Annotated in this window: 13 protein-coding genes; 5 read left to right on the top strand and 8 right to left on the bottom strand. The window is 47.6% G+C overall.

Translation table 11 applies throughout. From position 1 onward, the window contains the following. Nucleotides 1-2: 2 nt before the first annotated feature. Genes P6910_RS07950 through P6910_RS07940 form a run of 3 tightly spaced genes read right to left on the bottom strand, consistent with a single transcriptional unit; the run spans nucleotide 3 to nucleotide 1875 of the window. Nucleotides 3-569 carry a DUF4276 family protein gene (locus P6910_RS07950; RefSeq protein ID WP_317145733.1) on the bottom strand — a complete coding sequence of 189 codons (567 nt, stop codon included), beginning with the start codon at nucleotides 567-569 and terminating at the stop codon, nucleotides 3-5. Next, nucleotides 569-1753, bottom strand: a complete 1185-nt coding sequence (locus tag P6910_RS07945) for an AAA family ATPase (RefSeq protein WP_317145732.1) — start codon at nucleotides 1751-1753, stop codon at nucleotides 569-571. Before P6910_RS07945 ends, P6910_RS07950 begins: the two co-directional genes overlap by 1 nt. Beyond that, nucleotides 1750-1875 (bottom strand): hypothetical protein, encoded by a 126-nt coding sequence (locus tag P6910_RS07940; protein ID WP_317145731.1) that lies wholly within the window; start codon nucleotides 1873-1875, stop codon nucleotides 1750-1752. The genes P6910_RS07945 and P6910_RS07940 overlap by 4 nt, the downstream gene beginning before the upstream one ends. A 17-nt stretch (nucleotides 1876-1892) precedes the next feature. On the opposite strand from P6910_RS07940, the gene P6910_RS07935 reads away from it, so the two are divergent. From P6910_RS07935 to P6910_RS07925, 3 genes are all read left to right on the top strand, one after another. Continuing rightward, nucleotides 1893-2069: a hypothetical protein gene (locus P6910_RS07935; RefSeq protein WP_317145730.1), complete on the top strand. Its 177-nt coding sequence runs from the start codon at nucleotides 1893-1895 to the stop codon at nucleotides 2067-2069. Further along, nucleotides 2008-2190: a hypothetical protein gene (locus P6910_RS07930; RefSeq protein WP_317145729.1), complete on the top strand. Its 183-nt coding sequence runs from the start codon at nucleotides 2008-2010 to the stop codon at nucleotides 2188-2190. Before P6910_RS07935 ends, P6910_RS07930 begins: the two co-directional genes overlap by 62 nt. A gap of 244 nt (nucleotides 2191-2434) precedes the next feature. Continuing rightward, nucleotides 2435-2632: a hypothetical protein gene (locus P6910_RS07925; protein WP_317145728.1), complete on the top strand. Its 198-nt coding sequence runs from the start codon at nucleotides 2435-2437 to the stop codon at nucleotides 2630-2632. A gap of 230 nt (nucleotides 2633-2862) precedes the next feature. Here the strand turns inward: P6910_RS07925 and P6910_RS07920 are convergent, their stop codons facing one another. The 5 genes from P6910_RS07920 to P6910_RS07900 form a co-directional block, all read right to left on the bottom strand. After that, nucleotides 2863-3753 carry a nucleotidyl transferase AbiEii/AbiGii toxin family protein gene (locus P6910_RS07920; RefSeq protein WP_317145727.1) on the bottom strand — a complete coding sequence of 297 codons (891 nt, stop codon included), beginning with the start codon at nucleotides 3751-3753 and terminating at the stop codon, nucleotides 2863-2865. Between the two features lies 1 nt (nucleotide 3754). Further along, entirely contained in the window at nucleotides 3755-4279 is a 525-nt protein-coding gene (gene abiEi / locus P6910_RS07915) for a type IV toxin-antitoxin system AbiEi family antitoxin (RefSeq protein ID WP_317145726.1), read from the bottom strand. Between the two features lie 6 nt (nucleotides 4280-4285). Further along, nucleotides 4286-4531 carry a hypothetical protein gene (locus P6910_RS07910; RefSeq protein ID WP_317145725.1) on the bottom strand — a complete coding sequence of 82 codons (246 nt, stop codon included), beginning with the start codon at nucleotides 4529-4531 and terminating at the stop codon, nucleotides 4286-4288. 556 nt (nucleotides 4532-5087) lie between these two features. Beyond that, nucleotides 5088-6074 carry a transposase gene (locus P6910_RS07905; protein ID WP_317145724.1) on the bottom strand — a complete coding sequence of 329 codons (987 nt, stop codon included), beginning with the start codon at nucleotides 6072-6074 and terminating at the stop codon, nucleotides 5088-5090. Between the two features lie 356 nt (nucleotides 6075-6430). After that, complete coding sequence (locus P6910_RS07900) at nucleotides 6431-6811, bottom strand: hypothetical protein (protein ID WP_317145723.1); 381 nt, start codon at nucleotides 6809-6811, stop codon at nucleotides 6431-6433. Between the two features lie 253 nt (nucleotides 6812-7064). On the opposite strand from P6910_RS07900, the gene P6910_RS07895 reads away from it, so the two are divergent. Next, nucleotides 7065-7328: a hypothetical protein gene (locus P6910_RS07895; protein ID WP_317145722.1), complete on the top strand. Its 264-nt coding sequence runs from the start codon at nucleotides 7065-7067 to the stop codon at nucleotides 7326-7328. A 439-nt stretch (nucleotides 7329-7767) separates the two neighbouring features. Beyond that, entirely contained in the window at nucleotides 7768-13959 is a 6192-nt protein-coding gene (locus P6910_RS07890) for a hypothetical protein (protein WP_317145721.1), read from the top strand. The last annotated feature ends 54 nt before the right edge of the window (nucleotides 13960-14013 follow it).

The raw sequence follows: 14013 nt of genomic DNA, 5'->3' as shown, positions 1-14013 counted from the left end.
ATTTACATTGTATTGATGCGTTCCAGATACGTGTGAACACCGTTGACAAACTGCTGAAAACTGACCGACCGATTGTTAGCAAGGTTAAGGTGGGGCGCAATGGCTCGGGCACCAGAGACTTTCTGATAACCGGTAATCAGTTTTTTCAACTCTTCCTGAGCATTGGCCAAAGCATCAGGGTTGCGGAATTTACGACCATTCTGCTTTTCAGCCAGCCGGGGCTTATTAAACGCTGCTCCAACAGCAGCAAGATCCCCAAGAAACCAGCTTTCCAATTCATGAACGGCAATGCGAACCAGTGTCTCCGGTCGAAGGTTTTCTTCGCATAACTTTTGCAGCCGTGCTTTCAGACGTTCACAGTCGTCCTGGTCCTTATCCCGTACCACCACAAACCAGCTATTGGGGACGTTCCAATGGCGCAGTTTGATGGGTATGGACTTTTCCAGATCCTGCTTACCCTCATGGGGAATACATCGAAAAGACACTTCCGCTGGTAACAGTCGGGGTAACAATGTATCCAGCAATACCTGAGCAGAGGGCTCTTCCAGCAAAAAGACCAACTGCGTCATCAGGGGTTTACTCCGTCAAACAGCCCTTGTTTCCAGAGTGCACCGGGTAAATCCCCGCCTTCGACCAGACTTTTGATCAGCGTATTATCCGCAGGACGCTCAATGGTGGTAACACCATTACTTTTCTTCAACCAGAAAATCTCGTTCAGCCGGATGCTGTTCAACATGTCCGGCGAATGGGTAGACACCATCACCTGGCCACCCTGTTCGGCATAACTGCGAAACTCCTCCGCCAGCTCCACCAACAGGCTTGGGTAAAGCTGGCTTTCCGGCTCCTCGACACAAAGCAATGGATGGGGCTTCGGGTCGTTCAGCAACAGCAAATAAGCGAACATCTTGATGGTGCCATCGGAGACATAACGAGCCACAAAAGGGTCTTTAAAGCTGCCATCCTGAAATTTCAGGACAATGCGCCCATCGTCAGTTTCTACTGCCTTTACATCTTCTACTCCCGGCACCCGCTGTTTCATTTTATCCAGTACATGCTGGAAAATATCCGGGTGTTGCTCATAGAGGTACTGGGCCACCAGCGCGGCATTTTCCCCTCGGGGCGATAAATGCTCTGCATAGCCAGCGTCCCGTGTCTGGCGGGCATCGTTGATATGAAAATCGGAGACATGCCAGTTTTCAATTAGCTGACGAAAGGCATTGGCCGCCCGGAATCGCTGAAATTGACCGAGTCCTTTTACGGCCAGAATATCCGGACTATCCAGCGTCTGTTCTTCCCGTTCCAGCTCTGAATCGGCTTTATTAAAGTCTTCTTCATTGAGAATCGCGTAACCGCGGCCTCCCCGAAAATCCAGGAAATGAAACGGTGAACCCTGGCTGCCCCGTTTATAGCGGAGTATCTCCCGGGCAACGATGGGCCGACCTTTGTCCTGTCGAATTTCCAACAGGTAAGTCACCAGCCGGTCAACGCCGCCAATGGGCAAGCGGAACTGCAGGGTGAACTCGATAGGCTGATCAATACCGCCACGGGTGGCGACTTCCCGAAACCCGCCCCGTTTCTGTAAGGCGGTGCGGACATTACCGTGCAGGGCATCCCTGAGAAAGCCAAACACATCAAACAGGGTGGTTTTACCGCTGCCATTGGCGCCGACAAACACGCACATGCCGGGCAGGGCTTTCAGCTCCACATGCTGAAAAACCTTGTAGTTTTTGATTGTCAGGGACTCAAGCTTCATCCGGCGGCTTCCGTCAGTGGCTGTTGTTGTGGTCGTTGTCCTTCCAGAGTATCACTTTCTGGTGGGTTTGCCTTGGTTGGAATGGTGTCGGGTAGAGTCAGTTTTTCAGAGGAGGTATGCATCCCCACGCTGAGCGAGGGTGTCGCAAAACTCTCTCCAGCGTGGGAACGAGTTGAGTCCCGTCATTCCCGGCTTCATTCTCGTCATTCCCGCGAAGGAGGCTGTCGCAAAACTCTCTCCAGCGTGGGAACGAGTTGACTCCCGTCATTCCCGGCTTCATTCTCGTCATTCCCGCGAAGGCGGGAATCCACACTGACTCACCACCAGAACCATACTGCCCGGTGCCCCCCTGGCCTTGTCATCCCCGAGAAGGCAGAGATCTACCGTTGGCGCTGGATTCCCGCCTTCGCGGGAATGACGACCTCAGAGAAAAATAAGGAAAAAAAATGAAAAAAGAAAAATAAGGACATCCATAAAATTTGACTAATCGAAATAAAAAAAAAATAAAAAAAAAATAAGGACATCCATTAAAAAAAAATAAGGACATCCATAAAATTCGACTAATCGACGAGTTCAACTTCGATCTTTCTTCCTGTCCCTGAGTTTTTCAAACAGGAGGAGTTATGACCCGAGCTCGAAGCTGCCTGATAGATCCACGGCTCTTCGCTTTAATGACACTGTGTGGCAAGGTGTGTTCGCAGGGCTAACCTGTGTGGTGAAGATAATCTGACTGGCAAAAATTACAAGCATCGTCGTCAGTGGGTGGTAGACAAGTTGAGGGAGCTAATCTCTGTCTTTTCAATTGAAGTCTGTGCCTATGCCGTTATGTCGAACTACTACGTCGTGTTGCATATCAACCAGCAACCTGCCCAGGAGTGAACGCGTGATGAAGTCCCTGAACGCTGGACCTGCATGTTCACAGGCCCGCTTCATGTTCAGAGTTATCTTGCTGCTGACCAGCTGAGTCATGGGGTCACGGTTTATGGGCTGTATTTTATTTTTTATATGGATGTCCTGTTTCAATAATGTTGAAGTACGGAACCAGCAATGTTCAAAAGGCCGGTATGACTGTCAGAATTAAGAATTGAGTATTTTAATGAGCAGTAATGTCAAAGGCTCATGTCAAACTTGTTACGGGGCTCGTCGCCATCAAGAAGAAGCTTAGCCATGGACTTGATCTCGTTCTGGATGTAATCCCAATACTCCGGATTGTCGAGTGTTCTCCGCTTTATGCTTTCAGGAACAAAGCGACTTATCTCAGTATTGAAATTAATGCGTACCTCATCGTCTTTTAATATTTTGGTTACTTGGTTGCTGAGCATTTCCATGAAGTCTTGCCTGTTTTTTTCTCTTGCTTCCAGTTTTTTATTGACTAGCTCTGCAGAGACATCAATTCCTTTTTGTTTTATCCAAACGATATCCCAGACATCACGAGGTTTTATGTGTCTGGCCCGATAGGCCAGAGCAATAAACTTGTCCGCCAACGTCTCTTCGAGAGACTGGACCGGTACCAGCAGGCCCTCGGTGGGCGTCACGATATTGTAGTGATTGATCAGGGGTCTTTTTTTCGCGTCAAACGAGGGAATGGCACAGATGTCTATGTGCACTTTCTGCCTTGGCAGATCAGGCCGGTTGGCCTCCTTCTCTATGCTGATTTTCCACGACGACGTGTCGCCCTGCTCATCTTGGTTAGGCTTGTTGACCCAAACGTTGGTCTCGTACTTGTTCTGGATGAATTGTTGGATTTCGGTTTCCAGCCCGTCAAAGTCGGAGGGCTTGAAGTCAAGCCCTCCATTAAAGTCCAGATCTTCCGACAAACGGGAGCTGTTATGGCACATCCTGAGTGATGTACCCCCTATGAAGGTGAGTGACTGCATAGCCCCTTGCTTAACCAGCACATGCACAATGTCGTGATGAAGAATTTCCTTCTCGATCACTGGCGTGATGGCTGCGTATTCCGGATTTGCTTCCACGATTCTTTTTAGTTGTTCCTTTAGCACATTAGCTCTCCAGCATATGGGTATTTCTTTTGCAGTTTTTTAGGTCTTTGATGGCTTGCGAGGATTGTGCTCTGTACATGCCAACAGATTCATCAAAATACAGGTTTGGTGCAATATTTCTGATAGTTTTTTTTGAGTGAGTGAATTCAATGACGCCATAGGGTGTTGAGAAGGTGCCGCTGCGGCCTTTCGTCACAATCGTCAGCCTTCCCATGGGTATTTGAGAGATGTCCCCAGTATGACTAAGTTGACTCTCAAGGCTTATGTAGCTTATGACATTGGCGCGAAGTTTTTTCGCTATCTTATAGATCGCAGTCGTTGGGTCTGGAGGCGTCAACGTGCTCTCAAACACGCCTTTGGCGACCCTGCGTATCAAGCCTTTTTTTGCACAAACAGTGAGAAACTTGGTGAACGCGGGAGTGAGTCTCTCGCCAATCATATAGGCTAACTCTGCCGCTGTGTTGATACCACCTCCCGCTTTGGTTGACTCTGATAGTGCGGCAACTAGTCTATCTTTCTTGGTCATAAAGGTCTACATATTATTACCTATAGTGTAATTTACTGTAGACCTATATTTGATTTTGTCAATACCAGCGTAGACAGCCTGCGATGAGCCGTCATGAATCAGAATGTGCTCAAACTCTGAAAATGGACTGTCCTCATCAAACGCCATGACTTTGCGGGTAAAGACTTCCAGACACTGCACCCATAGCCAGAGGACAAGAACAGGCATCGCGTCTTTTTTAGCTTGATTTGCCCAGGGAACGATAGGAGACATTCAGCCCCGTCAACTCATTAAATTTTCGGTGGAGATCGGCTTGAGTATCGCAGTTTCCATCACCAGCAAGGGCATCAATCAGTGAAAGGATAAAGTCCAAAGGGCGGATATCTCGCTGTCGTATAGTAAAACCAAGCTGTTCCGCCATACTGAGAAGTTCAGCCCGGTCGAAACACGTCAGCAGTTTTTTTCAACTAGTCTACTATTTGCAGTACTCATCTTGTTCAGCCTTGATACTTTTCGCGAAGCTTTATTTTGGCTGTTCAAGGTGAGTTCTGCCGCTGGAAATGAATCTTTTTTGAGCTTAATGTCTACCCTAAGTAAATATACAAGGAAGAAAGGGAAGTAAGACATTCATATAATGAGGAAATAGGCCATTCATAAAAAATACAGCCCATAAACCGCAATCCTAGCAGCCCATCAAACCCTGACAGCCACTCAAAATCATCGTTTATCATAATAAACGACAGGCGAATCACTCAAAAGGGGAAAAGTCAGAAATAGCAAAGCTCTCCAAATGACAGGAGAAATAAATAACAATGGAAAGTTCGGGCAATCAGCTTACGCCATGAAATAAACGACTACAGGTAAACACCCCCTGTACCCATTGCTGCCCCATTTCCTGAGCAAAAGTTTTCATGGCTTCCAGCCTGCCCACTGCCCGATAGAAGCGGTTATTACATCTCATGGTTTTGAGCCATTCATTTGAATCAATTTCCAGTCGGGTCAGAATGGGTGGGATATCTGAAGGGATTGAACCTTTCTTATCGGATCGGACTGCACGCCCACTCCAGTCAACCAGCTCAAGATAATTGCGAAGAATATAAGGCAATGCCTTATCCGGATTTTGCTCCTGTGATCGAAAAGGCATAAGGGTGATTGGCTGTTTTCGGATATCAGAACCTTCCAAATTTTCTATTCGTTCCTGTATCGACGTGTAGTCTGATCCTTCTGGAGTTTCCGCCATTTCGGCACGGAGCGGATTCAAGTCAACATAAGCCATGCAGGTCAACAACGCTGCCTCATCCAACAACGCCTGACTTTTAAACCGCCCTTCCCAGAAGCGACCTTTGCAGCCATCTTCCTGGTTAGCCTGACGGGCAAGATATTCGTTCAGGCAACGCATGAACCAACTGATACTCGTTAAACGATTTCGATACTCTTCAACAAATTCGTCCACGCGAGCCAGTTCCGAATGACTCAGCTGGTCAGCAGCAAGATACCTCTGAACCAGAAGCGGCCCAGTGAAAAGCCTTGTCCATCGACTCAAAATTTCATCTCGTGTCCACTCTCTGGCAGGTTTCTGATTGATATGCAAAACCACATGATAGTGATTCGACATGACAGCATAGGCGCAGACTTCTATGGAAAAGATTGAAACCAGTTCCCTGAGCTTATCTACAACCCACTGCCGACGGTGCTCGTAGTTTTTACCCGTTAAATTATCCTCCCCACACAAATACGCTCTGCGCACGCATCGAGCTATACAGTGATAATAAGGCGTAGAACCTGGGTCGATCAAAGAACTTCGTGCACGGGTCATAACCTCTCCTGCCGGAACTAAATATCAGTGACAGGAAAAAAATTAGACGAGCTGGCTTGTTTGTCAAATATGAGGGTGTCCTATTATTTACTAATTCCAAACGACAACGTTCCACCAGAGCGCCGTTGATTCAGCGAACCATATACAGGAAGTGCATATGTTTCTCGTACGAAACAATTACAGGACAGACAAATACCATTAGTTCTGGAAAATCAGCGTTCAGATCTTTAATACAAAGAAAAACCCTGAACCTGATTTCCTCATTCCTGTCCTTGCAGTACCGATCTGACCGAATAAAGACGAATCTCATTAACTTTTGACTGTTAATCCATTAATTGGTTCCATCCATTGCCCTGTTAATTGTTGTCCATGATGTTTCTTACGCAGTCGAGTATTAGTTCCAATTTTACGTCGTGGTCCTCCAGCTTGGTTACTATTTTTTTATGGTCACTGACGAGTATTTCCTGACTGCGCTCCAGTTTGTCCATTCTGGAGTCCAGTTTTTTCTGCCCGTCTTCCAGCTTGTCTGCTTTGTTTTCCAGCTTGTCCATTCTGGAGTCCAGTTTTTTCTGCCCGTCGTTCAGTGCGGCAGTGTCGCTGCCGACGATTGACAGATTTTTTTCTATTCTGTCCAGTCGGCTCTCTGTAATGAGCCAGTCCATTTGCGCCCCTGCTTTTGCTTTTTCATCGGACGCACCGGCTTCCAGCAAAGCGGCATACAAAGGTTTGTGAAGCATTGTTTTTACCGTAGGTTATTGTTTGGGTGGACAGAGTATAGTCGGGTTTGACTATTGCGGCGGTACGATAGAAGGTAAAACAATAATAACCAGCACAACAATCAAGAAGGGATGCAAAAGGTTAAGTGCTAGAAAAACTACTCTGATTGACTTCAGGTATTGTGCATAGCGAATCCTTGCGGATTCGTTACTTGCATCCCCCCGCTAAAGAGGCTGTCGCAAAAGCCCAACAACTCGTTCCCACACTCTGAAGGTGTCGCAAAACTCTCTCCAGCGTGCGAACGAGTTGACTCCCAACATTCCCGGCTTCATTCTCGTCATTCCCGCGAAGGCGGGAATCCACACTGACTCTCCACCAGAACCATACTGCCCGGTGCCCCCCTGGCCTTGTCACCCCCAAGAAGTCAGAGATCCACCGTTGGCGCTGGATTCCCGCCTTCGCGGGAATGACGACCTCAGAGCGTGGGAACGAGTTGTTAGAGTTTTGCGACACCCTCAGAGCGAGGAAACGCGTTGAAAAAATGCCTACATGGTCATTCTCCCATGCAGAAAGTATTCTTTACTCCTACACTCTTGGGGCCTTCTACAAATGGCACAGGGCGATAATAAGAAAGCTCCTGTTCATGATAACAGAGGTATCTCTCAATCAGGCTTTCTAACTGCCGCTTCAAGCGCTCAGCCTGAAATTGATCAGAAGTGAGACAAGTGTGAAATCCCCGGTGAATTAATTACACGACAAGTAATGACCAGAAATACTAAACCAGTGCCCAATGAAATACCGGTGATGGTTCCAGGTGTAACCTTTCCTTCTGAGACCACAGAGATTTCTCTGGTAAAAGAGCCTGAAGCTGCTCAAACAAGCGATTAACAGCCATGATTATTTAGAAGTCGCTTCCTCGCCCGGTTTGGCAATCACTTTATACGGTAGTAGAAGTACTCTGCCCTGAGGTAACAGAATGACAAACGCTCGCCCCAATGTATTAAGCCTTGCTGTAACCGTTGCAATCAGTTCTTCTATTATTGCTTCACAAGCATTGGCCGAGCGAAGGCTACAGACAAAATCTGTCGATATTACAGGCACTGGACACGCAGAGTTTACCCATAGTGAGGTCATGGTTCAGCCAACCTTGGGTGATGACCTGCAGCCAATACCCAAATCCTGTACAACCACCTACCCCGATCAGACTCAGGCCAGAGCTGGCTATGACGTTCCCTCTGAAGGATTCACAGACGTTCTTTCCGGCATCGACGGAGGTGTTTCCACTGTTGATCTGTTTGAAACAGACAAGAATGACGTTGCCCGGAAATACACCAAAGTCCTCAAGGTCGGTAATGAAGGAATCTTCAAGTTCACCCATAACCTTGCAGAGGAGCGACTGGTCATTGAGGTCAGAGACAAAATGACCCATCAGGATTCCATTGCAGCTGTTCGCGCCCGATTAGACGACCAAAGGATATTAGAACCCTTAACGAAAGTTGCCAGCCCCGAACATCTGGCCGCAGTCCTGAAAGGGGCGAATGAAAGAGCAGGAAACCTGGGCGAAGCTGATGACTATGCTGTCCTTGCCACCCTTGAAGCAGGAAAAGTTGAGGTGGACGGGCGCACCTTCATGCGTCTTATTGCTGCAGGCGATCAGCCTCCTGAACTGCAACGTCTGGGTCAATCGCTTGTTGTCAATGATGAAGTGCTTTTAGCAGCAGCTATCTCTGCCTATGTCCAGGTTCATGTTCTGGGTGAAGATCTGCAACAGGAAGCACTGAATAAGCTGTTTTCATATCATAAACCCGTCGGCTATGTAGTACACACTGGGGATGACACGCAGACTTATCCTGTGTCTGCAGGTTATCCAAAACTGCAAGTGACTGAGGCTTCGGGAGAGGTTATCGTTTTCCATGGCCAGAAGCAGAATCCAACCGATGTCGCTTTTGTGGAAGGACTCTTTGACATCGTGGTTAAAGCTAATGCTAATACCCCCGCTACTGAATCATTAACACAGGTTAAAAAAGACAAGTTCAAAAACTACCAGTACGTTATTCGAAGCAGGCAGATGGAACTGCTGGAAAAGTTAGTTGCGCGGCACCATATTACAGTAAACAAAGCTCAACCGATGACGTTTGCATTGGAAGATCAGGTGGCGACACTTGTGCTTGCATTTTATGAAACTCTCCAGCAGGCATTGACCAGTGCTACTGCAGATCAGGCAGATGAATTTAATTTTTCAATAGAACACTTCAGAGTCGCTGCGTCTCTCATTACGCCAGCCTGGATGCATAATCAACTCGCAAAACACTTCAGCTTCAAACCCGCACTTAGAGATCTTCTGACTAACCAGCATTTTGTTCAAAATTTTCTGAACCTTTTACCCGCTGCCTATGTATTAAAGACCGATGTTTCTCACGAAGGAGAACTTTTTGCTTCCAGAGTCTTGAGCGACATAGCCAGACAACTGATTGAGAGGGAAAACAAGCTGCAAGAGCTGCTGGCAAAAGAAGTCGAACTCACCCAGCTTAGAAACCGGTTAAAGCTCACATCGGAGAAAACCACTATCAGTGAAAAGCAAAAGCTCATAGCACTTCAATTTAAGCAACAAGCTGATAATGAGCTTGAACAGCTTCTTAATGCAATGGAAGAACAGCAAAAAGAATTACGGAAACGTCGGGAGGAAGAAGTCCCACGAATCCCGGAGCCGGAAGAACAGGTTGCTGATGTCAGAGCAGAAGTCATAAAGGCCCGCAACACTGAACTGACAACAGAACCTGGTATTGAAAACTGGGACGACACCCTGCCACTCGCAGAACAAGCCAGACTCTTCAGTAAAAAAAATTTTGAAATCAACCAATCGCCTGCCACAGCAGGACAGCCTGGGGAAGATTCTGCAGCGGTACCGAAAATACTTGAGACACTGAGGGCTACAGAAAAAGCCCTTGAGATGATTGGCCTTACTATAAACGACGATGTTTATCTTCGTCGCCAGTACATTTCAAACAACTTACAGTTGTACATCAGAGACTACAGACAGCTGGCAGAGGAAAAGGCCCGGGATATACTGGAAGTCGCAGAAGAAAAGCTCAATCTCCAGGTCAATGATAAGAATGATAAAACATCAGGAATCAGAGAAGACACGTCGCTGACAGAGCAAGAGAGCCTGGACATACTGACAACCCTGGAAGAAACCCCCAACATGAAAGTCAGTAAAGAGGATGGCATAGAAAAAAGGCTCGCCAGAATTTTTATAATACTTGACAAGGTTGATCTCTCAGATGAGGTACTAAATGAGATACTGGATGAGATAGATAGCATCCTCTGGATGCATGAAAGAAAGCTTCATCCAGACGATAAAGATGTCAAACGTAACAGGCTTCTTGCGCATCTCCACTATAAACTCGAAGCCCCTGACCCGGATAAGCCAGCCGGAGAACAAGGGACCCACCTGCTGCCAGCCGTAGAAAAAATACTCAACATCAAACTCAATAAAGAGAATGACAGAGCAGCAAGAATTGCCCGGGTTTGCAGCGTACTTTTCGGCGAAGATGTCTCAGAAGCTATGCTGGATCAGATAAGTCAGACCCTCTGGAAAGATGACAGCACAGCTCTGAACGAGAGGGATCTCAATCTCAGCAAGCTTCGTGCAATTCTTGAATATAGAGTCGAAGATTCGTCCCTGGATAAGCAAACCATAGAAAAACAGACAAGTTTGCTTGCCGCCATAGAGAACAAGCTGAACATCGACATTAGCAAAAGCTCTGCTGCTAAAAAAAGAGGCAAGACTTTCACTGTCAAACTGGCAAAAGATCTGGGTGTAGCATTTGACATGGATGACGACCTGTCTGATCAGAAAGATACCCTGAGAAGCAAAATTCAGGAATTAATCGAAAAATCAGACGCTCTCTACGACGATGAAGCTACCAGAAGAGCCTGGAACAATGAAATAGCTTATCAACTTAACATTGGGGATTATAAAGAAGATGCCCCTATCGAAAACCAGAACAGTGTGATTGAAACAAAACTCCGACAGCTGGAAAAAGAACTTCTCAATGCGGGCCAGCCTGACGTTAATGAGCGTATCACAGCTATTGAAAATGAACTTGACAAGCACATGGCCCTCTTGGGACCTAAACCCCGATTCGTCCTTGATCGTGAGCTGGCCGTCGCCAGACGGGTATTACAAAAAGCTGAAAGTGAGCTTACAGAGGTTCATCGCAAGCTGAAAGTTCTGGCTCGCAAACCTGTGGTATTTGAAAGTGGCCGTACTGATCTCAACGCTATCCCGGACGAAGACAACAAGGCACTTGTTCAGGCAATAAAACAAATTCAGACCGAGTTGGATCTGAATTCAGTAGATGAGGATACCCCTGAACAGCAAATGGAGTTCATCAAAGATGTCCTGCTGGGAGTCAGTGCCGAAAAACGGGATGAAACCCTAAAGAAACTGGAAGCCAAAACCGATCTGAACATCCAGATAAAAGGTGACTTCAGTTTACGGGATGAGGCTGATAGCTCTATTACCATCAGAGCCTATGTACATACTTCTGGCCGGGACGACACGGATCAATTCGATGAAGCCCTGGGGGAACTGCCTCTAATCAGGAAAAAGTACGCTCAAATTACGGAATTCCTGCATGAGCACCACAAAAAAAGTATGGAAGTGGCCTATGCACGGCATGAAGAGAGGAATACACAAGAATACCTGAATCTTAAAAAACAGGAGATGATCCACTCTGAAAATGTTGATGAAAAGGCTAGAACTTTACATGAGAACGAAATAGCTCGCCTGAATATAGCCCTGAAACAAAAAAGTGATGCAGTTTCAAAAGCACAAGAGCTTCTGACGGATTTTCATAAGGCAGCTCTTGATGCTACTGAAGAAGCCCTGGGCCTTAAACCTGACTTTACTGACAGCTGTGAACAACGGGTTAATGCCCTTAGAAGCCAGCATGTAGAACTGGGTGGGCATGATGGTACCGGCGGCAAAATCTGGCAACTGACTCAGGAACAGGCCCGCCTGGAAGGCGAGATTAAAACCAGGGAAGCAGACATTGAGAGAATGAAGGAAGACCTGAAGGTTGCAGAGCAAGCCGTGGAAAATGATGGTGGTCCCTTTCAGTTTACGCCCAGACAGGTAACCGTTCTGTCCCGTATACAAGACTTCATGCAGCAGCACACTCTCAAGAAACAAGCGCTCGAAGCCGCCATAGGTCTGACAGAATTAGCAGTGAAAAGCGGTAAGCCAGAACTCTGGTTCACGACGTTCAATTTTGACGATGAACTTGCGCCTTTTCACCTGCAGGGACTGGTCGGAGATGGTCTGGCAGTTGGTCAGGCCAGTCGGATTGTGAAAGTCTTCAGGAGCCTGAAGAAGACCTTCCCGGCCCTCCATAGTTTTCCGGTCCACCCTGAGCCTCTGGAATTTCAGCCCGCGAAAGTCCTGTCAAACATTCAGGGGCTGGTGAACGAAGCCCGGGATGAGCTGCAAAACGGGGCTCAAGAATACGACCAAGTCATTAGCGGCATGGGCAAAACAGCTATTCACTTCGTCGAGCATGAAGCAAAGGGCCAGGAAGGCTTCCCGGAATACTTCGCTAACCGATATGCCAGTAGTAACAGGATCATAGCTCTGGTTCGTGAAGGTCTGATCAGCAAGATTGAACTTGAGAACCACATGAAGGCCGTCAGAGGTGTCGATGGTTATCAGACAGTGGATGAATTTGAGCACTTCCTTGGCTATAAACACGGCGTCAATCTGCCTCATTTGAATGCCGTTATCCTGATGCTGTCCGACAAGGGTGCTGAGGAATTCATGCAGATTGCCTTTACTCCTGTCACCGTCACTGCAACGGGTCCGGCAGGTATGAAAGAGTCGGTTGTCGGTATGAAAGAGTACGCAGCTGCTGTTATCGCCAACTACATTCTTGACGATATGGCCTTTGACAATGGCCGCAGGACGGCAGCCTTTCTGACCCATGTTCAGAATACCCTGACACCTTATGCCAATGCCGCAGGCCTGTCTGAATCAGACCTGATCATGGCTCTCAATGATACATTGATGCAGGCACATGCTGCAGCCCTTGAGCACCAGCTGACTGATTACTGGGTCAAACCTTCAGCCTCTCTGGTACAGGTTGTCACCTGGTACTTCTCCAGCTACAAACCTCTATTGGTGACCCGCACCGCCCTGGAGGCTGCCAGGCTGTCCCTGACAAACATGTGGTACCTCTATCTTCTGGATCTGACCCACCGGGGTGATTACCTGCACCGGATGCTCACACCTTTCCAGCACTGGCTGGAACATTACGGTGTTGACCTTGACCGAAGACGGCAATATGCCTCCCACAGCAGCATTGAACAAATCTCTGAAGTGGGCGGACTGGCCATGCCCCTGGGCAAGGCCGCTTCTTCAGTCATTCTGCTGCAAACCGGCTCTATGCTGTTTGCCAGACAGTACAATGCCAACCCACACAGCTATCGCAGCATTTCCCGTCTGGTGCCCGAAATAGTGAAATCCATGGGTTCCGGTCAAGGGGTTCAGGTACCGCTGCTAAACCGGGTGACCCCCCAAAAAGTAAAAACGCTGGCCTCTGCCGCAGCCGCTCTGGTGCTGGGTCCGGTAGCGACTGTGGGAGCTTACGCCCACGGTCTTATATCTGGATTCACCTATGCTCAAACCTTCGGATTCACCCTGGCGTCGAGTCTCACTTTTGACTTCTTTATGAACGACAACAAGATGCTCACTCAGTGGCTGGGTGGACCTGTGGGCCGCAGTCTTGACAATGTGAAGCGCTGGAGATGCGCGATAAAAACGCGAAATAAGTGCGCGAAACCCAAGGCTATTGCTTTGCCTCAAAGCTTCAATGAAACCGATGAAGAGTATGCAAACCGTGTTAAAGCAAATAACGCGGTGCCCGGCTGGACGCGGCACGAAAATTACCTGCAGTTCCGTGAACGCCGGGATCGCACCATGAAACTGTCTGAGAAAAGCTGGGAGAAATACTTCAGGGAAAATGTGCCTAAATGGTCTTTCTCCCACGCAGAAAGTATTCCTTACTCTTACACCCTGGGTGTCTTCTATGACTGGAAGGCAGCAGCAACTGATCATGAAGTTGGGAAGTTCGATCCTGATAAAAATAAGAACACCCGCAACGAACTCTGACGAAAGGGATAAGCTTACCGGATTTGCCGCAATGAACTAGATTCTCTCAACGGC

It is taken from the genome of Endozoicomonas sp. 8E, from assembly GCF_032883915.1.
Classification (GTDB): Bacteria; Pseudomonadota; Gammaproteobacteria; order Pseudomonadales; family Endozoicomonadaceae; genus Endozoicomonas_A.
Note: the sequence above shows the minus strand (reverse complement) of the source record. Positions and strands in the feature narration are given on the sequence as shown.